This window comes from Deltaproteobacteria bacterium IMCC39524, from assembly GCA_029667085.1.
Classification (GTDB): domain Bacteria; phylum Desulfobacterota; class Desulfuromonadia; order Desulfuromonadales; family BM103; genus M0040.
Map to the genome: position 1 here is coordinate 171559 of JARUHJ010000005.1, position 26679 is coordinate 198237.

19 protein-coding genes, 1 tRNA gene and 1 riboswitch are annotated in these 26679 nt (G+C 52.3%); of the genes, 5 read left to right on the plus strand and 15 right to left on the minus strand.

Going from position 1 to position 26679, the window contains the following annotated elements; genetic code table 11:
* Positions 1-49: 49 nt before the first annotated feature.
* From P9J64_13440 to P9J64_13470, 7 genes are all read right to left on the minus strand, one after another.
* On the minus strand, positions 50-469 hold the full coding sequence (locus tag P9J64_13440) for a GxxExxY protein (GenBank protein ID MDG5469327.1): 420 nt from the start codon (positions 467-469) through the stop codon (positions 50-52).
* Positions 470-541: 72 nt separating this feature from the next.
* Positions 542-1519, minus strand: coding sequence for a methylmalonyl Co-A mutase-associated GTPase MeaB (meaB, locus tag P9J64_13445; protein MDG5469328.1), 978 nt, complete (start codon positions 1517-1519; stop codon positions 542-544).
* A 254-nt stretch (positions 1520-1773) separates the two neighbouring features.
* Positions 1774-3918 carry a methylmalonyl-CoA mutase gene (scpA, locus tag P9J64_13450; protein MDG5469329.1) on the minus strand — a complete coding sequence of 715 codons (2145 nt, stop codon included), beginning with the start codon at positions 3916-3918 and terminating at the stop codon, positions 1774-1776.
* A 112-nt stretch (positions 3919-4030) separates the two neighbouring features.
* On the minus strand, positions 4031-4591 hold the full coding sequence (locus P9J64_13455) for an XRE family transcriptional regulator (GenBank protein MDG5469330.1): 561 nt from the start codon (positions 4589-4591) through the stop codon (positions 4031-4033).
* Positions 4592-5458: 867 nt separating this feature from the next.
* Positions 5459-8332 carry a biotin carboxylase N-terminal domain-containing protein gene (locus tag P9J64_13460; protein MDG5469331.1) on the minus strand — a complete coding sequence of 958 codons (2874 nt, stop codon included), beginning with the start codon at positions 8330-8332 and terminating at the stop codon, positions 5459-5461.
* Positions 8333-8390: 58 nt separating this feature from the next.
* A complete protein-coding gene (locus P9J64_13465; protein ID MDG5469332.1) occupies positions 8391-10115 on the minus strand; it encodes a carboxyl transferase domain-containing protein in 1725 nt (574 codons plus the stop codon).
* Entirely contained in the window at positions 10072-10314 is a 243-nt protein-coding gene (locus tag P9J64_13470) for a hypothetical protein (GenBank protein ID MDG5469333.1), read from the minus strand. Before P9J64_13470 ends, P9J64_13465 begins: the two co-directional genes overlap by 44 nt.
* Positions 10315-10546: 232 nt before the next feature.
* Between P9J64_13470 and P9J64_13475 the strand changes: the two genes are divergently transcribed.
* From P9J64_13475 to P9J64_13485, 3 genes are all read left to right on the plus strand, one after another.
* A complete protein-coding gene (locus P9J64_13475) occupies positions 10547-11623 on the plus strand; it encodes a hypothetical protein (protein ID MDG5469334.1) in 1077 nt (358 codons plus the stop codon).
* Positions 11624-11713: 90 nt separating this feature from the next.
* Positions 11714-12454, plus strand: coding sequence for a futalosine hydrolase (mqnB, locus tag P9J64_13480; protein MDG5469335.1), 741 nt, complete (start codon positions 11714-11716; stop codon positions 12452-12454).
* Positions 12451-13284, plus strand: coding sequence for a 1,4-dihydroxy-6-naphthoate synthase (locus tag P9J64_13485; GenBank protein MDG5469336.1), 834 nt, complete (start codon positions 12451-12453; stop codon positions 13282-13284). Before mqnB ends, P9J64_13485 begins: the two co-directional genes overlap by 4 nt.
* Positions 13285-13642: 358 nt before the next feature.
* Here P9J64_13485 and P9J64_13490 read toward each other — a convergent pair whose 3' ends face one another.
* Entirely contained in the window at positions 13643-17308 is a 3666-nt protein-coding gene (locus tag P9J64_13490; protein ID MDG5469337.1) for a CARDB domain-containing protein, read from the minus strand.
* A 148-nt stretch (positions 17309-17456) separates the two neighbouring features.
* Positions 17457-17538, minus strand: a riboswitch (cyclic di-GMP riboswitch).
* Positions 17539-17934: 396 nt separating this feature from the next.
* On the opposite strand from P9J64_13490, the gene P9J64_13495 reads away from it, so the two are divergent.
* The gene (locus P9J64_13495; protein ID MDG5469338.1) at positions 17935-18177 is read left to right on the plus strand and encodes a hypothetical protein; all 243 of its coding nucleotides are present in this window, start codon (positions 17935-17937) and stop codon (positions 18175-18177) included.
* A gap of 543 nt (positions 18178-18720) precedes the next feature.
* On the opposite strand, the gene serA is transcribed toward P9J64_13495, so the two are convergent.
* From serA to aroF, 7 genes are all read right to left on the minus strand, one after another.
* Positions 18721-20313 (minus strand): phosphoglycerate dehydrogenase, encoded by a 1593-nt coding sequence (gene serA, locus P9J64_13500; protein MDG5469339.1) that lies wholly within the window; start codon positions 20311-20313, stop codon positions 18721-18723.
* 97 nt (positions 20314-20410) lie between these two features.
* Positions 20411-20944, minus strand: coding sequence for a PaaI family thioesterase (locus tag P9J64_13505; protein ID MDG5469340.1), 534 nt, complete (start codon positions 20942-20944; stop codon positions 20411-20413).
* A gap of 37 nt (positions 20945-20981) precedes the next feature.
* Positions 20982-22073: a 3-phosphoserine/phosphohydroxythreonine transaminase gene (serC, locus tag P9J64_13510; protein ID MDG5469341.1), complete on the minus strand. Its 1092-nt coding sequence runs from the start codon at positions 22071-22073 to the stop codon at positions 20982-20984.
* Positions 22074-22107: 34 nt separating this feature from the next.
* Positions 22108-23277, minus strand: coding sequence for a phosphoglycerate dehydrogenase (locus tag P9J64_13515; protein ID MDG5469342.1), 1170 nt, complete (start codon positions 23275-23277; stop codon positions 22108-22110).
* Positions 23278-23434: 157 nt separating this feature from the next.
* Positions 23435-24772, minus strand: coding sequence for a DUF1015 domain-containing protein (locus P9J64_13520; GenBank protein ID MDG5469343.1), 1338 nt, complete (start codon positions 24770-24772; stop codon positions 23435-23437).
* 32 nt (positions 24773-24804) lie between these two features.
* Positions 24805-25080, minus strand: a complete 276-nt coding sequence (locus P9J64_13525) for a hypothetical protein (protein ID MDG5469344.1) — start codon at positions 25078-25080, stop codon at positions 24805-24807.
* A gap of 24 nt (positions 25081-25104) precedes the next feature.
* Positions 25105-26124 carry a 3-deoxy-7-phosphoheptulonate synthase gene (gene aroF, locus P9J64_13530; GenBank protein ID MDG5469345.1) on the minus strand — a complete coding sequence of 340 codons (1020 nt, stop codon included), beginning with the start codon at positions 26122-26124 and terminating at the stop codon, positions 25105-25107.
* A gap of 371 nt (positions 26125-26495) precedes the next feature.
* On the opposite strand from aroF, the gene P9J64_13535 reads away from it, so the two are divergent.
* Positions 26496-26571 (plus strand) — tRNA-Phe (locus P9J64_13535).
* Positions 26572-26679: the final 108 nt, after the last annotated feature.

The following is a 26679-nucleotide window of genomic DNA, read 5'->3' on the forward strand; positions in this document are numbered from 1 at the left end:
AAGTATAAACCTCTTTAAGTTAGTCTTAGTTAAATCTCTAAAACATTATTCAACACGGAGGCGCGGAGACGCGGAGGTTGTCTTTTGGGGAGAGTTCATTAATGACACGACGCACGCCTTGCCTGACTTGTGTCTCACCGAAGTTTATCAGCAAACCAACATTCAGTTGAGTCAAGCGCAGATACGTTAGCAGTTGAGATTCAAACAACTTAGATGCTTTTTCAACCGCTTTGACTTCAATTATCACACGGCCTTCAACAAGGAGATCCAGGTAATGCTGCTTCTTGATATTATGGCCTTTGTATAGCACTGGAACAGCAACTTGCCTCTGAACGCTCAATCCCCGTAATTCAAGTTCACAAACCATTGCTGATTCATAAATTTCTTCCAGCAGCCCTGGCCCACCTAATTCACGATGCACCTCAATCGCAGCGCCAACAATCTCCCCCGTTAAAACATTCAGTTCCATTTGCCCCTCCATAAAATCTCATAATAATATTTTCAGCGCCTCCGTGCCTCCGCGTTGAATAAATTACAACTATTAATTCCTCTTAAACGCCTCCAGCAATCTCCGAGCTGCGGCGCTGGGTGTCGTCACACCCATCGCAACGGCCTCCTGCACCTGCTCCACCAGGCTCTCAACGTTTCTGTCGCGCAGGAACATCTCTTTCAGGTCGTCTAAGAGCAGCGTCCACATCCAGTCGCTGGCCTGCAGGTTTCGTTTCTCTTGCAGTTCGCCCGTCTCGCGCATCCGGGTTCCGAAGTCTTCGATGGTGCTCCAGACTTCGTCAACGCCTTCATTGTGCAGGGCACTGCAGAGGAGAGCGGGGACTTGCCAGTTGAGGCTCTTTGGCTTGAGCATGTGCAGGGCATTGGCGTACTGCTGACGGGCCAGTTCGGCACGGGGACGGTTCTCCCCTTCGGCCTTGTTGACGACGATGGCGTCGGCGATCTCCATGACTCCGCGCTTGATGCCCTGCAGTTCATCACCGGCGTTGGGGATCTGCAGCAGAAGGAAAAAATCTACCATGGATGCGACGGTAATCTCGGACTGGCCGACACCGACCGTTTCGACGATGATGACATCGTATCCGGCCGCTTCACAGACCAGCATTGTCTCGCGGGTCTTGCGAGCCACGCCACCCAGGGTTTGCCCTGCCGGAGATGGCCTGATGAAGGCGCCATCCTCCCTGGCAAGCTCTTCCATACGGGTTTTGTCACCGAGGATGCTACCGCCGGAAATTTGAGACGAGGGGTCAACGGCCAACACCGCAACCTTGTGGCCGAGGCTGAGCAGATACATGCCAAAGGCTTCGATAAAGGTACTCTTGCCTGCACCGGGGACACCTGAGATACCGATACGAATCGAGTTACCGGTGTCTGGAAGAAGCTCGTCGAGTAGCGTGGTCGCAGCCAGAGAGTGATCGAGGTTGCGGCTTTCGATCAGGGTGATGGCCTTGGCGAGGGCGCGGACATTGCCAGCGCGGACGCCATCTGCGATATCTTGGATTTTGATCATATGCTAAACCTGGAAAAACGTTCAACGCCCGTTCGCTGTGCTCACTCGAGACGCAGAGACACAGAGAAAACATTTAAAGCGATGCTTGATTGTTGAAAACACAAAAGCTGACTTAAAATCCTAACCTTGGGAACTGAGGAAAAAACACTTCAAGAGTCTCTCAGCGTCTCCGTGTCTCCGCGTTGAATCGCTTTTGAGTACCACAAAAAAGAGGGCAGGCTAGCGCCCGCCCCCCATTCACATTGACTGATCATTTATTTCTGTTTTTCTTCGATCGCATCCAGAGTCTGGGTGGCCGAAGTGACGATCGGTGTTCCCGGGCCGAAGATTCTGGCGGCGCCAGCAGCGAGGAGTTCGTCGTAATCCTGGCGCGGGATAACCCCACCGCAAACGATCGCGATATCTTCCGCACCAAGCTTCTTCATTTCAGCAGCAAGCTGCGGAACAAGGGTTTTGTGTCCCGCCGCAAGGCTGGAGACACCAACCACATGCACGTCGTTCTCTACAGCCATCTTGGCTGCTTCTTCAGGGGTCTGGAAGAGTGGACCGACGTCCACGTCGAAACCGGCATCAGCGTAAGCCGTTGCTACAACCTTGGCGCCGCGGTCGTGACCATCCTGGCCCATCTTGGCGATCAGGATTCGCGGGCGTCGACCGTCTTTGGCAGCAAAGGCGTCGATACGCGTCTTCAATTCGGCAAAGTTAGCATCTTTATCTACCACGGATCCGTAAGCTCCTGAGACCAGTTTGATTTGTGCCTTGTGACGCCCGAAGACCTTCTCCATGGCATCGGAGATCTCACCGACGCTGGCCCGCAGGCGGGCAGCATCCACACAGAGACCCAGCAGATTCTGCTGCTCATCTTCGCATGCAGCAGTAATTGCGGCAAGGGACTTCTGACAAGCCTCCTCGTCGCGATCGGCGCGCATTTTTTCGAGACGAACAATCTGCGACTTGCGCACCGCAGTGTTGTCGACATCAAGGACTTCGATCTCATCTTCTTCAGCCATCTGATACTTGTTGACGCCAACGATGACGTCGCGACCGCTATCGATAGAGGCCTGCTTCTTGGCTGCCGACTCTTCGATGCGCAGCTTTGGCATCCCTGTCTCGATCGCCTTGGTCATACCACCGAGGCCTTCGATTTCATCAAGAATCGTCCGGGCCTCTTCAATCAGTGACGCGGTCAGAGACTCAACATAATAGGAGCCGGCGAGAGGATCGACAACGTTGGTGACACCGGACTCTTCCTGGATAATCAACTGGGTATTACGGGCAATCCGCGCCGAATGCTCGGTCGGCAGGGCAATCGCCTCGTCCAGTGCGTTGGTATGCAGCGATTGTGTTCCACCCAGCACGGCAGCCAGAGCTTCGAGAGTTGTCCGCACAACATTGTTGTAGGGGTCCTGCTCGGTCAGGCTCCAGCCTGAAGTCTGGCAATGGGTGCGCAGCATCAGCGACTTTGGGTTCTTCGGCTCAAAGCGCTTCATCAGGTGCGACCAGAGGTAGCGGGCGGCACGCAGCTTGGCTGCTTCCATGAAGAAGTTCATGCCGATGGCGAAGAAGAAAGAGAGTCGCGGGGCAAAAGCATCAACATCCAGCCCCTTGTCGATCGCCGTTTTCACGTACTCAATGCCATCAGCCAAGGTAAAAGCCAACTCCAGGGCATTATTGGCACCGGCTTCCTGGATATGATAGCCGGAGATCGAGATCGAGTTAAAACGTGGCATCTTCTCGCTGGTGTATTCAATGATATCGGCGATGATGCGCATCGAGGGTGCCGGAGGATAGATATAGGTATTACGAACCATGAATTCTTTGAGAATATCGTTCTGAATGGTTCCGGCCAACTGCTCCTGCGAAACACCCTGCTCTTCGGCGGCGACAATGTAGTTGGCCAGAATCGGCAGAACCGCACCGTTCATAGTCATAGACACGGAGACCTTGTCGAGAGGAATATCACCGAAGAGGATTTTCATGTCCTCGACAGAATCGATGGCAACACCGGCCTTGCCAACATCGCCGACCACACGGGGATGATCGGAATCGTAGCCACGGTGTGTCGCCAGGTCGAAAGCAACCGACAAGCCTTGCTGACCAGCAGCCAGATTCCGCTTGTAGAAGGCATTGGATTCTTCAGCGGTCGAGAAACCGGCATACTGACGAACGGTCCAGGGACGCCCAGCGTACATGGTCGCCATGGGGCCACGGGTGAAAGGGGCCAAACCGGGCATAGAGTCGGTGGTTTTCAAACCCTCAACATCTTCAGCCGTATAGAGAGGCTTAACGTCAATGCCTTCCGGAGTTTCCCATTTGAAACCGGAGAGGTCGTCGGTCTTCTTTTCCTTTTTGGCCTGTGCTTCCCAATCAGCCTTGGTCTTTTTTTCAAAACAGCTCATTACGGTTGTCCTTTCAAAAACTATTTTAATGCAGGGGCTGGAGACTTGGGACTAGGGGCTGGTTAGTACACGAGCCAGACCCCAGTCCCAAGCCCCCAGCCTCGGACTTGACCTATCGTGTGACGATCGCCAGAACCTGAGTTTCTTCGCCGCCGTATGAGAGCAGACGGTGCTTCAAGGTTGCGTCAAAATAAACTGCATCCCCTTCATCCAGGAAGATGCGTTCATCATCGAGGATAACTTCGGCCTGGCCTTTGAGAATCAGGAGAAACTCTTCTCCATCATGATTGTAAAGGGTTTCTTCCTCCGGACGTTGCGACACAGTCACGACAAACGGTTCCATCTTCTTGTTGCGCTTACGGAAAGAGAGCGCCTCATAAGCATAGCCATGGCCGGTTCCGGCGACGGAAATGACCCGACTGACTTCCCGACGATCAGCCTTACGAACGACTTCGTACTTGCAATCGACTTCATCCTCCTCGAAAAAAAGACCGATTTTGACGTCAAAAAAGCGGGCGATCTTGGAGAGTGTCGCGATAGGAGGAGAAACATTATTGTTTTCGATCTGCGAGATCAACGCGGGCGAGAAGCCGGTTTCACGGGCCACAGCCTGTAAAGTCAGCTTGCGTGCCTTGCGCAGTTCCTTGATTTTTGCACCGATGTTGTATTCCACGGCAGGCCTTCCAAACGAAAATAGAATAAGGTTTTAGAACCTTTAGGATATAACCGATACAAGGCACAATTGTCAATTAATTTTCAATGAAGGTAAAAAGCCTTTTACCTATATTAAACGACTACCTAGCCTCCTGAGCCCCTCCTGAGAACAGCAAGGACTCAGGAGGCTGACAAAGGTCAATTTTGTCACTATAAATGAAGGCAGTAGCAACAGATTGTTAATCTGTTGCTCTTTAAAGTCTTTGTTGAGAATTAAAAGCAGAACCGGCGGGTCGCGTCCCGCCAGACGCCATCCTTTTTGTCCAAGCGGCCACAAAAAGGATGCAAAAAAGGCCTTACTCCTTGCGGAGGGCAACTCCTTTGCCAGACTTCATAGCCTTTAAGATGCGACATAAATAAAGAATCCGGCCCTGGTCGAGGGCCTTCCAGATCGTGGTCTTTTGCAGCAAAAAGCAAAAGCACACATAAATAACACAAACCAGAGTCATAGAGGTCCTAAAGGGCCTCGGGGCTAGCGGGGGATGTGTAGACTACCAAAGATTTATTCCAATAATATTTGCCACCAGAATGAATCGAGTAAAACATGCCAAGCGCAGCACCAAGCTTTCTTTTGCTTCGTTTTCTTTGTCGCTACAAAGAAAATGACGTTGCTGTCGGGCAACCCCGACGGTTTTGCTTTTGTCTCGGAGGTTAAAAGTTCAACAAGGAGAGCAACAGATGAACGATCTGCGGCTCTCCCGTTGAACGAAAAAACAGAGAAAAACTCAAGTTGTCGAACAAACAAAAAACAAACGAAGCCCCGCCTGAGAACAGGCGGGGCTTATTTTCACAACCAATCAAAAGGAACGAGACTGCATCTTCGCCATCAAATGATAGCACTCAGGTATTCCGAAGTTGCGGCACGCCGCTCTTGCTCAATTTGCTTTGGATCGACCTCCACAAACTTCTCATCCGGGGTGACCTTGAAGATCGGCTGGCCCTTTTGCACGATAACGCCGTCACCACCTTCAATCAGAATCTTGTCCACAGTGCCTGAGAAAGGAGCCGGAACCTTGTTGAACATCTTCATAACTTCAAGGATGAAGAGTGGCTGACCTTTTTCGAAGTGCTCACCCTCTTTAACGAACATCGGCATGCCTGGCGCTTCCTGGGCATAGTACATGCCGCCGCCCGGCGTAACGATCTCGTCGGCCTTGGTCGCAGGAGGCGGCACCAGAATCTTCTTCATGGCTGCCTGCAGGTCAGGATCATTAAGGTAATCAGGAATCGTCACCTCGAGGTCTTCTTCAACCTTGAAGGCGTAGAAATCTGTCTTCTCGGCGATCATGAAGAGCAGACCGAAGAGCTCGTTACCGACCTCGAAACCAAGGTGTGCAGATTGGATCTCTGCCCAGGTCTCTGCGTCGAAGCCACCCTGCGGCTTGTCCTTGCCAAGGATATCGTTAAGCTTGACGAATTCATCCTTACTCAAGCCGAACTTCTCGCGCAGTTCAGCATAGAAAGCCAGGGCATTCTGCAACAGGTCGCGGTCATGAGTCCAGATCACCTCGGCAGCCGGAGCATCATTACGCCAGGTCATGTTGAGGAACTCGTAAGTTTCCTCGAGAATAACCAGAGGATTGCGCAGCCAGACCAGTTTACCATTTTTGAATGTGAAGTTTTTGCGATTCAGGCTCAACCAGCCTGAAAGCATATGCGGATCGGCCAGCAGCAGCTCCATTGGACGGGTTAACAGGGTTCCCTTGCGGTCGAGGGTTTCTGAAATGGCCTTATTGATCTCCGGGCTATCACTATAGAGTTTAGCCAGGTGTTTTTTCATCGAGATGAAAGCATAGACAACATCCAACTTGCTGGCTTCTTCTTTCAGCTTACCCACCAGGGTCAGGTAAGGAACAACAAAACGGGTGGTTGGCTTGGCCATAACGTTCTGACCGAGGAACCAGTTCACCAGACCATAATGGAACTCGAGGTTTGTCGCCAGATCGGTACCGCGCAGAACGGTGCTGCGTAGAACCTTGGAGAGATGATTGTAGCTGTCGAGGCGATCGTCACCTTTGGTCAAGAGCAGGGCGATATTGGAATCGTAGGCTCCGGCCACCGTGTAGCGCATGAACTGGCCGGTGTCCGGGTTGACCATACAGATGCCCTGGTCATCACGAATCTCGCCATCAATCGGCTTCGACCAGTAACGAATGACGCCGCCGGCACTTGGCGAAAGAGAACAATCGGTCGCGTTGAGACGCGCTTCGGCGCCAGCACCAAATCGTTGCTGACGCTCAGGACGCGGCAGCCGCTCTTTGTGCATAGCCAGAAGAGCCATAGCTTCAACCAGTGACTCGACGACAAAGAACTCTTTCTTGTTCTTTGGATTGGTGAACTTCAGGTTGTACACCAGCTCGGTAACCCTGTGCTCAACCTGGATACGCGTGTTGACTTCCATGAAATAGTGGCGGGCGCCATCAACAATACATTCAAAAGTTGATGCGGAATCAAGGCCGACGGCCATACCGAAACGCTCGGATTCCTCTTCCATGCGCTTGAGAACTTGCAGATCGCTTTCGAGAGCCTTGGCTTGAGCTTTCTGGCCAGCTTTTTTCGCTTTCTTGATTTCATCGCTCAGCGCTTCCTGAGTCACAGAAATCTCGAGAAGCTTCTGCTCATGCATCTGCAGCGAGCAGTCACGCCCACCGAGGGCGATGGCCCACTCACCGTTACCGAGCAACTGGATCTCGTTGTGACGAGTCTGCTCGATATTCAGCTCAACGAGAACGTTTTTATTGTCGCCAACGCCGTTGGCCTTGACCTCAAGCAGAACCTCGCGAACCAGCTCGGGCGCGACTTTTGCAGCTTTTTTGATGTCGGCATCGGAAGGGTTCTTCTTGGTCAGAAGCGAAGCGCCGAGGATACGCTGGCCTTTACCACCGCCACCACCGATCGCCTTGAGACGGATCCGGGCGCCTGGGTAGTTCTTGAACATATCGAAACATTCTTTTTCAACCTGGGCTCCGAGTTCATCGATAGAAAAAAGATCAATCCCTTTTTCATAAGAAGCCATGAGGATGTGACCGGCCAGGTCGACAAGCTCGATCTTCTTGTCTGCGAGGATTTTTTTATCACAGTTAAGCCCTTCCGCCTTGGCCACAGCCAACAAAGCCTCACGGCTCGGGTGCTTGCTGATCAGGGTGCGTGAAGTCGCGTTGTCAATACCAGGTGTTACAGATACGTCAACACTCAGTGCGGTACGCTTGGCTTCGTCTTTCTTGCCTGCGCCACGCTGGGTAGCCGCACAAGGGCCGATAAATTTCAGACCAGCATCCTCGATCGCCGCAACAAACTCGTCATCCTCAGCCATGAAGCCATAACCGGCAAAGATCGCATTGTAACCGTTATCTTTGGCAATCTGGATGATCTGGCCGATCCGCTCAACACGTTCCTCTTTTGAGGCGCCGGTATAGTCGGGCACCCGGTGTACACGGCTGTTGTCGGTCAGCAAACGCAGTTCAGGGGAAAGCGCATTGGGATAAACGATCGAATCCTTCTCCGAGAGCAGGATACCGTAGTGGCTGATCCCCATTTCCTCGTAGACGGTCATCGCTTCCAGACGGATCGGGCCGCGGCAAACGATCAACGGGCAAAGTTCTTCACAAGAGAAAGAACGGACCCATTCCGAGTCAGACTGACTCAAGCGACGATCGCTGTGGATCAGTGGATTATTTGTGTAGTTATTATTCTGTGCCATTGCTTTATATCTCCAAGTCGAAACCTTGATTCGCTTATGTCAATAGTATCCGCAGTGATTAATGGAATTCGCGTTGGACATCCTGCCAGGACGAAGCCTCGTAGTGACGCAACAGGAAGTTCATGTTCTCACCAAGAACCTGGCGCAGATCAGTCGGCATAACCAGTGAGGAGATAGACCCAAGGGCGAGACCCTCTTTCGGGTTCATCAATTCTTTCTCGTAACGCAGGTTAAGCTCTGCTTCCTGAAGCTTTAGCCATTCTGCGGCCTCGGCCTCGGCGTCCTTCTTGGCTTCCGCTCCGTCCATGCCTGCCTTGGTTCGTGTCAGGATTCCGTCGGCGACCATTTTCTTGATCGCGCCACGGACCTTGCGCAACTCACCTTTATAGACAAACTCCTTACCGGCCGGGCCCATAACAGCGAGACGGGTGGTCGGTAGGGCCAGAACCAGATCGGCACCGGTGGGATAGTTATTGTAAGACGCGTAGGCGCCCCCATAAGCGTTACGTAGAATCAGCAGGATACGCGGTGTGCGGACATCGATGATCGAATCAAGCATCGAGCGTCCAGCCTGAACGATACCGCGCGCTTCCTGCTCACGCCCCGGCAGGAAGCCGGTCGTGTCTTCCATGAAGATCAATGGAATGTTGTAGATATTACAGAAGCGCACAAAACGGGCAATTTTGACCGCCGAGTCGCAGTCAATCTGACCAGAAGAAACGGCGCTGTTGTTTGCAACAAAACCGACAACATTGCCGCCCAGACGACCCAGGGCGGTGATCGCCTCGCGGGAACGCTCGGGCTGCAACTCGAAGTAATCACCATGGTCACAAATCTGCTGAATGATAATTGAGACATCAAAAGGAGTATTGAAACCGGTTGGCGAGTTGAAAGCCTTCTTCAACAGGGTATTGATCTCCCAGGTTTTACGATCGAGTGGATCGCTGGTCTCCTGGAAAGGAGCCATGCTGTAGTTGTTATCAGGGAGATAGCTCACCAGGCGGACTGCCGTGCGCAACGCTGCAGTTTCATCAGCGACCATCAGGTCGGTCACGCCAGAGGCGCTGTGAACCTTGGGGCCACCAAGCTCTTCGGGAGTAATGTCTTCACCAAGCACCGACTTGACAACACCGGGGCCGGTCAGACCGAAGAAGGTGTCTTTGGGCTGAATGAGGAAGCTACCCTGGCGAGGCAGATAAGAACCACCGCCGGCATTGAAACCGAACATGCACATGACGGTCGGCACCACACCACTGATCTTACGCAGGGCGGTAAAGGCTTCAGCGTAGCCATCTAGGCCACCGACACCGGCAGGAACAAAAGCGCCTGCGGAGTCGTTCATGCCGATCAAAGGCAGGCCTTTCTCACCACACATTTTAAAGAGACGGGCCAGTTTGTTGCCATTGGTTGCATCAATAGAACCGGCTCGTACTGTGAAATCGTGTCCATAAACACCAACGTCACGGCCATTTATGTTGAGAATGCCGGTGACCAGCGACGCGCCATCAAGGTTCTTGCCCCAGTTCTGGAACAAAATGTTGGGCTTGGCCTGGGTCAGAACATTGATCCTCTCCCAGACAGTCATCCGCTTTTTGAAATGTTGCTTTTCAATCTGACCGACGGCAACGGACTTGATGGGCCGCTGGATCAGGTCATGGCCTTCCTGCATCACCTCTTCGTAGCCGCCGCGCACGCCGGCAACCTCACCAGGAATGGTGAATTCAACTTTCTCAGGTGGATCAAATGGATTCTTCAGTGACGGTGTAATCGTTTTTTTTGCCATCTTTGGATTCCTCTGCTTGCTGGAGTTTTTCAGCCGGCAGAACACTCTCGCCTGCCAGCCGGTTGCTATGAAAAATGCTTTTCTGTTTTTGATTTAATCCAGAGGCGGATAACACATGAAGTCTACCTACAATAGAATAGGGTTTTATCCACCGCATGGATATAGCCCAAGTGGCACTCCATGTCAACGGAAAATTCATTTTAGATAAAACCAGTTTACTTAGATTAAACGCCAATTTAGCGTGACTGCAAACCTTTTCATAACCGCTTTATGCGCCCACCACAAAAGGGTTTTCACTGAATACGCCAAACTTCAGGAAGAACAACAAAGCCCCCTTTCGCCACTTAATGTTGACTTCACAAAGATGATTGCCGCATCATAAGCAGGTAATCAAAAAGGTGCCGGGCTCAACCCGGCGGAAGAGGTTCTCATTGTCTGACATTTTCAAAACTTTTCCTGCAGGACTACAGCTCTGGCCACAAGCACGACTCAGGTCACGCAACCTGCAGGAAGGTTATAATTTTTCTCTTCTGGAGAATTCTAGCGACACCTACCATTTTTCCGTCCTGGCCGGCCCTTGTCATGTACGCACAATCTTTGACGAATTTGCTGAGAACATGCCTGAAGAGGCTTTCTTCATCCTCGAGTTTTACACCACCGAACCTAACGCCAAAGATACGGACCCACCGGCACCGACCATTCACTATTCGCCCTATATGCCAACGGTTGAGATCCTCGAGATCATCGCACCTTACTGGGACCGCCTGATGCATGATGGTTTTGTCGGTTTTGGCCTGGCCAACAATCGCTCCAGCCAGGAGATGTTTTATTCGGAGGAAAAAGTCCTGACCTTTTTCACCGACAACCATCTGCGCCTCACTAATCAGTTGGCCAAATCCAGGGTTCCCCATCGACCAGACCTGCTACTGCACACGGAGCTCGGCCACGACCATCTTTCACTCCTCTGCCTGGAGCGAGAAAACCTTCCCGAAGAGCTAAGGGGCTTCAGCGATCGCGATCTCGATTACGCCCACTTTTGTCGTGAGCTGATCGATCGACTCGACATGTACCCGGTTGAAGAGAGCCTGTCCTTTTTCTTTTCGCGCAAAGAGCAGAAGATGATCGAAGAGATTCTCAGCCAGCATCCGGACTATGAAGAGTTTGCCGAGGATGATTTTGGCGCCCTCCTTCTCGACTGGAATGAATTTGTCCAGGAATGCTGCACCAACTTTGATGGCGATCTCTGGGAATACCGCATGGGACTGCAGCTGCGCGACATCCTGCACCATGTTCTCTGCGCCTGCGAAGACCCCCTGAAAAGTCGCATTCTAGAAGTCCTCAAAGAACCAGACGAAAAGTTTCGCCAGCTTCTCATCGACAATCGCAAGCGACTGGACGGCCCAGGCACCAGCACCACTGAGGAACATTTCTGGTACAACGGCGTGATCCGCAATGCCGGCCACGAGCTGCGCCGCGACCTGATTCGCGACGGCTGGTATAAACCTTAACCGTTGGTAGTTGGTTCAGGGCAAAAGGTCAAGGGAAGCCCCTTAACCCTTAACCCTTAACCCTTAACCCTTAACCCTTAACCTGACCCTATGATCGCTCTCCTCGCAGCAGTCCCTGAAGAAACCAACCTGATCAGAGCCGCGCTTCAGGATTTTGCGCAGGAATCCGTCAATGGCATCGCCTTGATCTCCGGCACCATCTCAGGTAAGAAGATCACCCTTGCACACAGCGGCATCGGCAAAGCCGCGGCAGCAGCCACTGCCGTCAGTCTCTTGAGCAGCTGCCAACCTGAAGCGCTGCTTCTGTTCGGTTGCGGCGGTGCCTATCTTGGCACAGACCTGGCTTTGGGCGACCTAGCACTTGCCAGTGGCGAAATTTTTGGCGACGAAGGCGTCGCTACCCCTAAAGGCTTCCGGGATCTTGCTGAGACAAGGTTGGCCATGCGCCGTACCCCTGAAAAATTTTACAACAACTGGCCGGTTGACAATGAGCTGCACGACTGGGCGAAACCCCTCCTGCAGGCCCACGCTACAGAGAATAAGATAAAGCTGCGCAGCGGTCCTTTTGTCACCGTCTCCACCTGTACAGGATCGACGGTTGTTGCAACCGAAATCGAGCAGCGCACCAAGGGCATCTGTGAGAACATGGAAGGAGCGGCGGTCGCCCTGGCCTGTCAGCAGCTCTCGACGCCATTGCTTGAAGTCCGCGGCATCTCCAACCTGGTGGAAGACCGCGAAACCAGCCGCTGGGATCTCCCCGCCGGCATTGCTGCTGCGCAACGCGCCATCCTTGAGCTTCTCAAATCCTGGCCGGAGCAACAACCGCAATGAAGAGCTTAAGCCTGGGATATTCTCCCTGCCCCAATGACACCTATATCTTTTACGCCCTCACCCACAACAAGGTTGCGATTCCTGGCCATAGGATTGAACAGCGCCTGGAAGATGTCGAGACCCTCAACCAGCTGGCTCTCGACGGGCTGCTTGACCTGACAAAAATCTCCTACCACGCCCTGGGCCATTTACGCGATCGTTACGCCTTGCTTCACAGCGGTGGCGCGCTTGGCCGCGGTTGCGGACCGCTGGTCATTGCTGCAGATTCGACAGATATGCAGGCTCTTCGCGGCAAACGGATCGCCGTTCCGGGCAAACTGACTACGGCCAACCTGCTGCTGCAACTACATGGGTCGGGTTACGAGAATCTGCTCATCCTGCCCTTCGACCAGATCATGAGCGCACTGCAAAGCGGCGCAGCAGACGCCGGAGTCATTATCCATGAATCGCGCTTTACCTATCAGCAGGCGGGCTTCCATGAGGTTCTGGACCTGGGAGCATGGTGGGAAGCTGACAGTGGTCTGCCGATACCCTTGGGGGGGATTCTCGCCAGAAGAGACCTGGGAGAAACAACGATCAGAATGGCTGACGAAGCGATCCGGAGGAGCCTTGAATACGCCAAACTTCATCCGCAAGAACCGCGCAGCTACATCAAGCAACACGCGCAGGAACTTGAAAATGAGGTGATCGACGCGCACATCAATCTCTACGTCAATGATTTCTCGCTGACTCTGGGTGACGAAGGGATCATGGCCGTAGAGACTCTTCTGAGCCGAGCGGAGAAACGTGGACTAGTCCCGAAATGCGACAAGCCCCTCTTCCTGTCCTGATTTAAAGACAGGTTCCGGCAAAACAACTTTTCCTCAATCAAAAACAGAACCGGCGGGTCGTGAGGAGATTGCCTCCTCTCGCTACCCATATCAGCGTCAGTGCGTCATGATGGCAAAGTAGATATTTAACATCAACTTAGAACGAGAGGAGGCCAAGTTGAAGGTTACCACTGTCGAGCTGGATTTGGCAAAGAACGTCTTTTACGTTGCATTCTTTAATGATCACGATATGTCAAAAAGCGCATGATTAGACGCGGCAAAAACACGTGAATTCTTCACTCTGACTCATCACGTTCCATAGTTACAAAAAAAATGGCCGGTCACTAGACCGGCCATTTTTTACTAAAAAAGCAACACCTCATGGGACGTCAAAACTGTATGCAGCCGAAATGTTATCAGCCTCATTCGGTTCTACAAGCCAATTCGAGGAATCAGCAATAAAACCTAAATAATAAGTCACCCCCGACTGAACCCAGGACGGCACCTTACCATTGAACGCTACGGTTACGTCACCGGGCATCATTGTTGAGACCCTTACATGCTTCAGTTTGGTGTCATCGGCTGTAATCACAGCATCGGTAGAGAGATACAACGTCGCATAGATATCTCTCGGGGCCCTGCTTGTCCCGACGTTACTGACTGTCGCGGTTACGCTCAAGCTGTCACCGGCATTGGCGTTAGCAGGAACACCCGTTACAGAGCCGGCGACCAGATCATAGGGAGTGCCGGAAACAACAAACGCCTGCCCAGGTGAGGCATTATTGACCTCATTCGATTCAGCAAGTCTATTTGAGGCATCGGCAATAAAACCCAAATAATAAGTCACCCCGGACTGAACCCAGGACGGCACCACAGCGTTCAACGCTACGGTTACGTCACCGACCTCCATTGTTTTGACTCTTGTATAGCTCAGTTCGGTATCATCGGTTGTAATCACGGCATCGGTAGAAATATACAACGACGCATAGACATCTTTCGGGGCCCTGTTTGGCCCGACGTTACTGACTGTCGCAGTTATGCTCAAGCTGTCACCGGCATTGGCGTTAGCTGGAACGCCCGTTACAGAACCGGCGACCAGATCATACGGAATACCGGAAACCAAAAAACCCTGCCCCCCTGTAAAATTATTGGTCTCATCATGCTCATTGGAAGCGCGATTACCTAAATCGGCATTCACGCCAATATAATAGGTCTCCCCAAGCATCACCCATGACGGCACCAAAAATGTGAAATCGGCTGTCTCTGCCTCCCCTGGCTGCATCGTAGTGAGCCTTATATAATCGAGGAGGATGTCATCACTTGTCACCTGGCAGTCGGTTGAAATGTAGATAGCAACATAATTGTCGAGCGGAACCTTGATATTGCCGACATTACTGATGGTAACGGTCACCGTCATAAGGTCCCCGGCCTCTGCTGTCGCAGGGACCCCCGTAACACTATCGACGACCAGATCATAATGATCGATCTGATCGAGGACGAAATCGACCGTTGCCACATTCGCTAAAAACTCAGAAGCCGCAATATTGGCTATTACAGGATCAACATAAACCACCCCCGTAACATCGACATGAATAGGTAAACCCTCTGCCTGCACTACCGGCACACGATAGAAACCGTCGGCATCTGTCTTCACCGACGAGTAAGCAACCGCTGACGAGTAAACTTCAATGCCTGCGAGAGGATTGGTTGTCACAGCGTCAGTCACAACACCTTCAACCCATCCATCAATGACGTTAAGATTAAAGTTCTGGCCCACCTGATCACCACCGGATGTATCGACGGCAATTTTGTTTCCGACGAAGCCAAGCGGGTTGACAATGCGCTGCTTCGGCATAACGTTCCAGTCGGCGGCTGAGGAGACATTCAGACTGTAGTTACCTGAAACGTCACTCACACCATAGGCACGCTCACCGCTACCGTTCGTGGCGACGACAGGAATCCCGCCGGTCGGCACAGCTGAAGCCAATACCTGACCACTGATGGTGGCCGTTGCAGCCGGCAGATCGAAATCAACCGCTCCGACACAGGCCGAAAGCTGCCGGGCTGCGCCATCATCGACATACCCTTTCAAAGATGGGCTAAAATCGTCGTGCCCCGCCAGTTCAACATGGCCCGCTAGGACTGGGTCGAAACAAATGGCCGGTACAGCCAGGCTGTAGTTGCCGTTGAGGTCGGTCAGGCCAACGCTGTACACACCTGAACAGTTCGCAATAATTTCGACACCATCGATGCCACTACCGGAACTGTGCACCTGACCATTGATGGCATCAACATCGCTGGCAAGGTTTATATTGTAGCTGCCAGCCGGCCCGCTGATTGTGATCGGAGCAGGTACATTGGCGGCATAGCCGTAGGCCATCGGGTAGACCAGATAATCACCGGCAGCCGCTGCGTCGAAGACATAAAAACCAGAAGAATTAGTCAGGGCGTAGCCATAGATATTGCCCCATTTGTCTTCGAAGCGCAGGAACGCACCGGTCACCAGTGTGCTGCCATCCGATTCGTAAAGTAGTCCACTCAGGTTATCAGGCTGACCAACCTGGCTGACGCTGAATACCGAACTGTCCGTACCGGTACCGGCACCGACGGTGATGTCGGTAGCGCGGAAGGAGTAGTCACCAAAGGCATGGAAGCGATCGAGCGTATTGTGGTAATTAAGAGTTACTGTCGCAACGCCACTACCGTTGGCAACCGCCTGGACCGTGCGAACGACCATGTCCTCGCCACCGATCCCGCCCGGGGCGACATCGACCAGCTGCTCAAAGAAGATCGTACTCCCCGGAACAGCACCACTGGCCGTAACCACCAGGTCATCCTGGTAGTTGGCCGCAATTGAACCGGCTTGATCATCGCTGACCGTCAGGTCGTAGATCATGAAAGCGAAGCTGGCCGGTGTCGGATCAACATTCAGAGAAGGATCGGCCGCCCGCACCTCGAAAGTGTACGAGCCGGCGGCTAAGCCGTTATAGCTTTGCGGGCTGGTACATGTTGAGTAAATGCCACCATCGATCCGGCACTCAAAGGTTGCTGCCGCGTCGTCGCTGAACGAATCGTTGGCGCTGAAGGTAAAGGTTATATCGGTGACATAAGGAGTAGGTTCCGCACCGCTGTCAATCGACGTTTCTGGCGGAATAGTGTCAACTACATAGACTGTCCGGGTCACCTGGGTGGCGTCGTTACCGAGGGTATCGGCGGCATCGTAGGTGATGACGTAGGTGCCTAACGAGTTGATATCGACCACATCACCGCCGACCGTAACTGCGACACTCCCATAGACGTCATCGTTCGCCGTCGCCCCGGCATCAGTGTAGCTGGTGCCGGCTTCGGCATCGACCGGATCGGAGCCGTTCAGGGTGATGACCGGCGGGGTGGTGTCGGAAACAAAAACAACATCTTCGATACGAATTTCATCTATGGAACCATTAAACTTCCATGCATCACCAAAGCCACTGTAACCAATCCCTGCTACATCAGTCGGGTCATAATCTCCCGTGAGCGTATTGATTTTTGAGTTTTCTACGACATTGTCGACAGAGATGCTTATCGTTCCATCGGTCGCGTTTCGCACGCCCTCTATTAAATGCCAGCTATCATCGGAAACGACAGAGGCACTAACCACATCGATTGAATTGGCGATGGCATCCTGAAGAAAGAATTGCGCTTTCCCGCCAGCAGTAATTCTTAGTGAATAAGCCTTATCTGTATCTTGCTTTGTAAATATCGATTGGATTTCGCCCGTAGAAGAGGTCTTGACCCAAGCACTTACCTTGAAAGACTCTCCGCTTAAAAAATTGAGAGAAGCATCATTAGGCACTGAAATCGAGTTTGTGCCATCGAAACTGTACGCATTGTCAGCAAAACTGTTCCTGTCAACCGTCAGTGTTGCGCCGTTCACCGTGCCATGGTTTCCATTGATACTCGCATCGTTGGCGTCACCGCTGAATGGATAGTAAGCTCTATCGACGGCATTTGCACTCCCGGTCCAGACCAACAAAAGCAAGACCAGCAATAATAAATTTTTCATCCCATCCTCCGTAAGTTAAAAGTTCAAAAATCCAATTAATCTAAAATCATTGAAATCAACAAAACAAAAACGCCCACCTCCGACAAAACCGAAGACAGGCGCTTAACAGGATATAGTTACAGATACAGCTATAATCCCACCAGCTCTCTTCGGCAGCCCGACCACCCGTATCATAAAAAGGGTCCGTAGCTTTGCGACACCGGGTTACCCCGGCTTTGCTCTTATCGTGAGAGTATTTAATTGTTGTACGCTCAAAACTTAAGTCAGCGTTTTGAGCTCGGGTGAAACGTCTGGAATCGAAATAAAAACTTGCAACCAACGTTGCCTGGACCTGCTTTCAAGAGAGTTTTTGTTCGAATGAGATAATTCACCCATCATCTGTGAGTAAAATAGCAGATGCTTCTCACATTCTTCTCACATTTTTGAGGAATTAACTATTATTGGAAATAAATATTTTTTTACGTTATTCTTTCGTCAAATCTAGTCATTTATAACAAGCCTGTTATTTCTTTAACGCTAGCTGACTTTGCCCTAATCTCTTGATAATAATCCTTGTGCCGGTATTAGGTGAGTGACAGTCTCTATCACTCGTGTCTCCCGAAAAGTACTAATTATGAAGTTGCTCTTTGTCAGAACCCATTCTCATCCAGGGTCAGATAAGTGGCGCTATCCAGCTGTTTGATAAATTTGATCCAGTACAACACTTGCAATGGGAACCGGTTCAGATCGGAGTCATTGTGCATGTCACCGTACTTGACCAACAGTCATTCCTCTGCGAGCTTGGCAAAATCGACCAGCAGCCGCAACAGTTGTTTGCTGTGATCGATCTTGCGCTTTATCTCATCGATCACATGATTACCCTGGTTTGAGGTCCTGCCGGCATCGAACGGTTCGGAGATCAGCTTTGATACAATTGCCACTCCGGCAGGAAATCATTGCAGGAGTGACGACAATACAGTCGCATCCATTGCTATTGAGATGCCGATAAATCTCATAACCGCAGGGTCCAGCTTTAAAGACAAAGCGTAGCTTAGATCCTTTCGTCTCCAGCTTCTGGATCACCTTGTCGTGAGCAGTGAGGTTGCCGTCAATCTCCCCGTAGGTTCTCACCTCGCCATCACGACCAGCATCGACAAAGGTGACTTCGATAGAATTTTGTGGACGTCTATACCGACATACATGATAAAAAATTTCATGACCTGCGCCCTTGATTTTGGCTCTGTTTTGGATTCTCTACAAGAAACAAACACAAACCACGTTGCATGGGGCAGGTCTCTTTTTGCCCTCAACTGTCAGCCATTATGTCTAACTTATGAGCAAGACTAAACCTTCTCAGAAACCTGAAGGGGCGTGGATCATATGATCCACGCCCCTTTTTCATCACTCTTCGCAGGAGTCCCTGCACCCTTAACTTATCGCTTCAAGTAAACCGCTTTTACAAAACGCGCACCTATCGCTTCACTCAATTTAGCCAGAGTCTCCCCACCAACCGGAGAATCGACCGAGAGGACAACCATGGCCTCCCCACCCTTGATTCGACGGCCCAGGTTCATGGCGCCGATATTGACTTGGGCCTCGCCAAGGATGGTGCCGATTTTGCCAATCAGTCCCGGGCGATCGTCATAATGCATGACCAGCATATGCTCCTCAGGAGTAAAGTCTGTGTCAAAATCGCGCATTTTGACAATCTTCGGTGTGCCCTCGAAGAGCGTGCCGGCAATGGTACGTTTGCCCTGGGGAGTCTCCAAGCTCATGGTGATCAGGTTGGAGAAGAAATTTGACTCGGTGGATCGGCTCTGCTCAACGATCAGCCCACGGCGTTCTGCAACCAGACTGGCGTTAACCATGTTGATTTCCTGGTCGGTGCAGCGGTTAAGAAGTGCCGCCAGGCCAGCCACCGTGATCGGCATGCAATCGTGGGCCGCCAGCTTGCCGGTATAGTTAAAGATCACCTTGCCAGGATTTTCCGGAGCCAGTTGTGAGATAAAATCACCCAACAGCGCTGCCAACTCCATGAAGGGACGCATCTGCGCCATCAGGTCCGGATCGAAGCGAGCAATGTTCACGGCATTTTCCACAGGCTTGCCATCGAGGAGGTTAAGTATTTCGCGACTGACATCGATCGCCACATTGGTCTGTGCTTCAAAGGTGTTGGCTCCCAGGTGAGGCGTCACCACCATGCGGGGATGTTCAATCATCTTTTTAAGGATATCGCTTTTGGGCGGTTCCTCACTCCAGACATCAAACGCAGCGCCTGCAACCTTGCCGCTTTGCAGAGCGGTCAACATAGCCGACTCGTTGATAATACCACCTCGGGCGCAGTTGACGATCAATACGCCTTCCTTCATTGCAGAAAAATGCTCTCCGGCAATCAGATCGCGGGTTTCATCATTGAGAGGCGTGTGCACCGAGATAACGTCAGCCATACTGACCAGCTCATCGAGAGAGACCAGACGGGTACCGAAGTCCGCGGCCCGTTTCTCGCTGATGTAGGGGTCATAAACCACCACATCCATCTCGAAAGCACGGGACCGTAAAGCCACGCGCCCACCGACTTTACCCAGGCCTATGATTCCCATAGTCTTATGTTTGAGTTCGTAACCGGTAAAAGGGGCCCTTTGCCACTGGCCGCTTTTCAAGCTGGCGTTGGCGTCCGGCACGTTACGGCACATGGAGAGGAGGATCGCCATCGAATGCTCGGCCGCCGAGTTGGTGTTGCCGAAGGGAGCGTTGACGACAATGATGCCGCGTTCACTGGCAGCCACGACATCGACATTGTCAATACCGACCCCTGCACGGGCAACCATTTTCAGGTTTGTAGCGTGGCTCAAAAGTTCGGCATCCACCTGGGTCCCTGAGCGGGTAATGATGGCATCATAACCACCGATCAAACCATGCAGCTCAGAGGTCTTAAGGCCCAGGCGCACATCCAGCTGGACTCGCGGATCCTTCTCGAGGAGCTCAAGACCTTTTTCCGAGATCTCGTCTGTAACGATGACTTTCATGTCCTTCTTTCCTTCCGGGATACTGGGGGGAAATTACTTTGAGGCGGTGATTCTAAGATGAAGATTTTCCGCTGTCAACGTTCTCTTTGCGTATACGTCAAGACTTTCCTGAGGATGCTATCTGGGCCTCTGTCAATGTGATACAGAGGCACTCTCCCGTGGCATAAATTGTGCCATCGAGACTACAAACTTCTCCGTGAACCATGATCTTACGCCCCTGTACTGAAACAATCTTCGTATTGACCTGTACAACCGTCTGAATCGGCAACAACTGGCGAAAGCTGACGTTCAGGTTGCCGACCACAATTTTGTGGCCATCGGCCCAGGCGGCCAGGCCAAGGACCTCGTCAAGCACCGCAGCGATACTGCCGCCATGGGCATGGTCGGGTGGGCCCTCTGTGACCGGTCCAAACCAGACACGCGCTACCAGATGCTGCTCCTGATCTCGAAAATAGCTCATGCGAAAACGGTTGCCGGTCCGGTCTCCCGAAACAAAGCGCAGCGTTTCACCAACCAGTGCAGGAGCATCGAAAGACTCCCAGCCAACCTCACCTTGCAAATCAACTTCAGGCACAGCAACCTCCAAAAGGAAAATGGGGGCACTCCCCAAACAGGAAGCGCCCCCACACATTTCCAGGGTGCACTTTTACAAAAGTGCCCCCGAGTCATTAACCGTTCTTGCTCTCAAATTCCTTCATGAAGCTGGCAAGGGCATCAACTCCGGCCAACGGCATGGCGTTGTAAATCGAGGCGCGGATACCACCGACGCTGCGGTGGCCTTTGAGTGCGTACAGCCCCTGCTCGCCGGCTTCTTTAAGGAACTTGGCTTCGAGTTCTTCACTGGCCAGGTTAAAGCTGACATTCATGGTACCGCGAACTTGAGGCTGGATGACACCGCGATAGTAATCACCGGCATCGATCAGGTCGTAAAGGGTCTTGGCCTTCTGCTCATTGATTTTCTCGATCGCGGCAATCCCGCCCTGCTCCTGCAACCACTCCAGCACCAGACCGGTGACGTAGATGGCGAAGGTGTTTGCGGTGTTGGTCAGGGAGTTATCCTTGGCACACTGCTCATAGTTGAGAAGCACCGGCGTCTCCGCAGAAGCGTATCCCAGCAGATCTTCGCGGATGACAACGATCGCGGTTCCGGAAGGCCCGAGGTTTTTCTGCAAGCCGGCATAGATGCAGCCGAACTTGCTGTAATCGACCACACGGGAGAGAATCTCCGAGGTCTGGTCAGCGATCAGGGGCACCTTACCAGCATCCGGGAACTTGCTGTAGCGAGAGCCGTAAAGGGTATTGTTGGTGGTGATGTGCAGGTAAGCCGCATCCTGATCAATCATCTCAGGAGTAATGGCCGGGAGACGATCATAGTTCGTGTCAGCGCTGCTGGCAATAACCTGGATATCGCCGTAAGCCTTGGCATCCTTGTTGGCCAGCTTGGCGAAGTTGCCCGTCTCGACATAGAGGCATTTCTTGCTCGCCGAACGACCGGCCAGGTTCATCGGCAGAGCCGAGAACTGCATGCGCGCGCCGCCATGGACAAAGAGGATCTTGTAATTGTCCGGCAGATTGGTCAACTGGCGAAAACTCTCCTGGGCATCCAGAAGCACTTTTTCAAATTGCTTGGCGCGATGGCTGACCTCGATCACGGAGACGCCCATGCTCTGGAAATCGAGAAATTCTTCACGAATGCGCTCCATCACAGGAACCGGCAACATCGCCGGGCCGGCACCAAAATTATAAACTTTCTGAGACATGAGATCCTCCTGCCTTAATGTTTGGATAAACTATTTAAAGGATACGAACTTTGATAACACCATCAATCGCTTCGAGAGCCTGAACGAGCTCTTCCGAGGGCTCTCTATCGATGTCGATAATATTGTAGGCCACTTCGTCGCGACTCTTGTTAATCATATCGATTACATTCAGCTCCCGATCCGCCAGTACGGAGAGGACCTGGTTGAGCATCTTCGGCACGTTGCGGTTGGAGAAGGCGATACGGAAGCCACCATTACGCTCCAGAGCGATGCTAGGGAAATTGACTGAATTCTTGATGTTGCCGTTTTCGAGAAAATCGATCAGCTGATCAGCTACCATGATGGCACAATTCTCTTCCGCCTCTTCGGTGCTGGCACCGAGATGAGGAATCGGCACAACCTTGTCGTTGCCCATCAACTCCTGAACCGGAAAATCGGTCAGGTACTGACCAATCCGACCCGTCTCCAGGCCTTTAAGAATCGCCTCTGTGTCAGCGACTTTTTCGCGGGACAGGTTGATCAGAGTTGCCCCCGGCTTGAAGCTTTCGACCAGATCCTTGTTGATCAGGTTACGGGTTGCTTCCAGGACCGGCAGGTGCAAAGTCACGATGTCCGATTTGGCGAGCAGCGATTGCATATTCTCCATCTTCTCGACATCACGTGACAGACGCCAGGCGGCAGCTACGGAAAGCGCCGGATCGTAACCGATCACTTTCATACCGAGCATCAGACCTGTTTCCGCAACCAGGGAACCGATGGCGCCGAGGCCGACAACACCAAGAGTCTTGCCCTTCAGTTCAGTGCCACCATAGGTCTTCTTGCCGCCTTCAACCAGCTTGTGTAATTCCTCTGCGCTCTTGCCCTGACCCTCTTTGCGGACAAAGTCGATGGCACCGACGATATCGCGGCAAGAGAGCAGCATCGCTGCAACGGCCAGCTCCTTAACGGCATTGGCGTTGGCGCCCGGCGCGTTGAAAACGACGATACCGCGCTCGGTGCAATTTTCAACCGGGATATTATTGACTCCGGCGCCAGCACGACCGACGGCCTTCACAGACGTTTCAATATCATCCGGCTGTAATACATGGCTTCGCAGCATCAGTGCGTCTGGAGTGCTAATTTCACTGGCAATTTCGTACTTGTCGAGGGAGAACTTTTCGAGGCCCTTGACAGAAATTTTGTTATAAGTGCGGACTTTGTTCATCGATTGACTCCTGACAAAACACAGTTGATTGAAAAAACAAAAAACGCCGCACCGTCCAGATAAGGACATTCATGGTCGGCGATCTTTGTTTTCAGTAGGTGTAAAAAGTTACCGGAAGGCCGTTTTTACTACTTTTCCCGGCAGGTTGTCAATGCCCTCAGCAGGTAATCCTGCGCGCCTCGAGGTAAAAACGTTTTTCATCCGCTTCGCCCATGGAAAAGGTCTTGCGAGGCAAAGCTCCGTCTCGCACGATGGTGCGAAAAAGATCGTGCTTTGAGATTGACGGAAGGTAGAAGCCGACGTTGCTTTTCTGCCCTCCAAACCGAGAGACCGCATCATCACCATGGATATAATCGATACGACCTGAGGCGTGATTCTCCAGGTAAGCATCGAGAAAATTCTGCAAGGTTCCGACTTCGAGAGTCAGTTTCGGATCAGCGATCTCAAGCACACCAAAACGCCCGGCAGCAACAAAGGGGATCGCGTGCGCCTTACCCGAGTGTTCGGCGGCGGCGGATGCGGAAGCGAGATCGTCATGCCAGGCAATACTGCATGGGGTTCCTGCCTGACGATAATACTCCTCGGCCTGTTCGAGCAGGTCGTCGGCATCAACATCGAAAAGCACGCGGTGAATGGCTTCGAACTCCAACCCCGGGTCATGGACGTTAACCAGTTCGATCAAGGCATAACGCGCCGGGTGATCCATGACCTCGGAAGGATCGGAAGCCTCTGTCTTGAGCTGCTCCCAGATGGCCTTGGCCGTGGCAAAGCTGTGGTTGCCGTCACCCATGGCATAGAGCATGACTTCTTCATCATCGACGTCATAGCGCTTCTGGAAACGTTCTTTGTCCGCCAGGGCCTCGAGTGCGTTGCCCACTTGCTCGAGGAGCTGTGGCTGATTGACCTTCCAGCCCCGCAGGTGACCACTTGACTGCATAAGCTCAAAGTCATAGGCCTGCTCCAGGTCGGCCTCGAACAGGGGCTCAATCACGGTCTGCTCGGGATCATCAATCAGCACCATGATATGTGGCAATTCAACTGCCGCATTCTCCCTGACCCGGATACGTGGCGGCAAACGATCAACGATTGTACCTTCCGTGGCCCTGATCAAGGTTTTGGAACCGGGACGATAATCGTAGGCCTCCAGATCGAGAGCAACGATCAGCCCTTTTCGTGACTCCACATGACTGGTCTTGCGATCCAGAAGAATAAAGCCTTTTTCCTGTTCAGCGAGCACACCCTCAGCCAGGTACTGATCCATGCTGGCATTGATAGCGGCAATCCTTGCGTCACCGTCCTCGTCTTCAAGATAAACTTCAGGAAAAACCAGGCGCAGCGTCGAAGGCTGCTCTGCGACCAGTTGATCGACAGCCTGCCAGTATTCCGGCTCGGAAGTGTATTGGTCACAGGCAATCACTGCCCAGCGATTCAGATCAATACCTGCTTGAGGTAAAAGGACGGTCGGTACTTGCAAGGCCAGTTTAGCGAGATTCATAATCAGTTCTTCCTCAATATAATTATTCAGAGTTACTTGACGATCCGCAGATGGGACCCGGAGCCGCCGCTGTCAGGATCTTCGGGGCCGTCCTGGGGTTCTTCACTTGTTGCACCCTGGAGCATATCCATGTTCGGCAAAGTGTTGGTCGCAACCATCTGCTGTATCCCCTCAGCCACAGCCAGGCATTGCTTTGTGCAGACCTTACGCACCGGGCACATGGTGCAATCAGCCTCGCCAGCGGCCGCACGCAGGGCATGAATAACAAGGTCAACACTTTCAATCTGGTTCAGGGGTATTAAAAACATTTTTTGCTCCCGGCTTTAACTCAATTAAAGCGTTTTACCGACAACTTTGGCAAACTCGGCAAGTTTGGTCATCATCAGCTGAAAATCAGCGGGTCGCAGCGACTGAGGCCCATCGCTCGCAGCAACTTCAGGGTGAGGATGAACTTCGACGATCAGGCCGTCAGCACCGGCAGCCACCGCAGCGTAACACATACTCGGTACCAGCGAAGCATGACCCGTTGCGTGAGAAGGATCGATGATAATCGGCAGATGGGTCTGCTCTTGCAGTACGGGTACTGCCGAGATATCCAGAGTATTGCGGGTAGCTGTTTCAAAGGTGCGAATACCCCGCTCACAAAGGATAACCTTCTGGTTGCCTTCGGAGAGGATGTACTCGGCGCTCATCAAGAATTCCTGGATGGTCGTTGACATGCCGCGTTTGAGAAGAATCGGCTTGTCGAGTGTACCGAGCATTTTGAGCAAGGCAAAGTTTTGCACGTTACGCGCGCCAACCTGCATCACATCAGCATACTTTGCGACCAGGTCAACATCGCGAGGATTCACGACCTCGGTCACGATCGGTAACCCGGTTTCTTCGCGGGCCATGGCTAAAAGCTTGAGGCCCTCTTCTTCCATACCCTGGAAGGAATAAGGACTGGAGCGCGGCTTGTAAGCACCGCCACGGAGGACAGTTGCGCCTGAGGCCTTGACGGCATGGGCGGTTTCGAGAATCTGCTCCTCGCTCTCTACCGAGCAGGGGCCGGCCATGACCACGAGTTGATCACCGCCCACAATAACTCCAGGAGCAATTTCAACCGCAGTCCTCTCCAACTTGACCTCTTTGCTCGCCAACTTGTAGGGCTTGAGGATCGGCACGACATTTTCTACGCCCGGCATCGATTCAATCGACTGCAGCACAGCCTTGCCTCGCTCATCACCGACAGCACCGACCACATTGCGTGTGTCACCATGAATCACATGAGGCTTGTAGCCCAACTCCGCAATCCGACTCTCGACCGCTGCCAACTCGTCCTTGCTGGCCCCTTTGCGCATTACTATAATCATTTTCTCGTCCCCTTTTTGGGAAAGTTCCGGTTAAAAATAAAGGCCGGCAGGGCTTTCCTGGCGGCCTTCATCGTTTACTTTCCCGAAACGAAAAAACCACAGGCGCCCCGATTGAGCCCGCCCGTGGTTTCAGTAATTCTATCGACAATCGACCGTCAACAGACTTCACCCCGGTCAGGCAAGCCAAAAAAGCTGCCAAACCAAAAGTAAAAACCTGTAAACAACCAACTTTGAGATTTCATGCCGACGCCACCTTCATGAAGTTTTTGAGACTTTGTTGGTAACAAAAAGCACATCGGAAAGCAAGCAAAGAATCAGCGACAGCTTTTTTCTTGACATAAAGTTCGCATTTGGTTACAAATCCTTCTCCCGCCCAGATAGCTCAGTCGGTAGAGCAGAGGACTGAAAATCCTCGTGTCGGCAGTTCGATTCTGTCTCTGGGCACCATTTACTTAGTAAAAGCAGCGGCTTACCGGAGTCGCTGCTTTTCTTTTTTCTTCGCGCACTCTTCGCGCACTTTCTATGCTACAATAGGTTCATCTTTAGCTGTTTTCA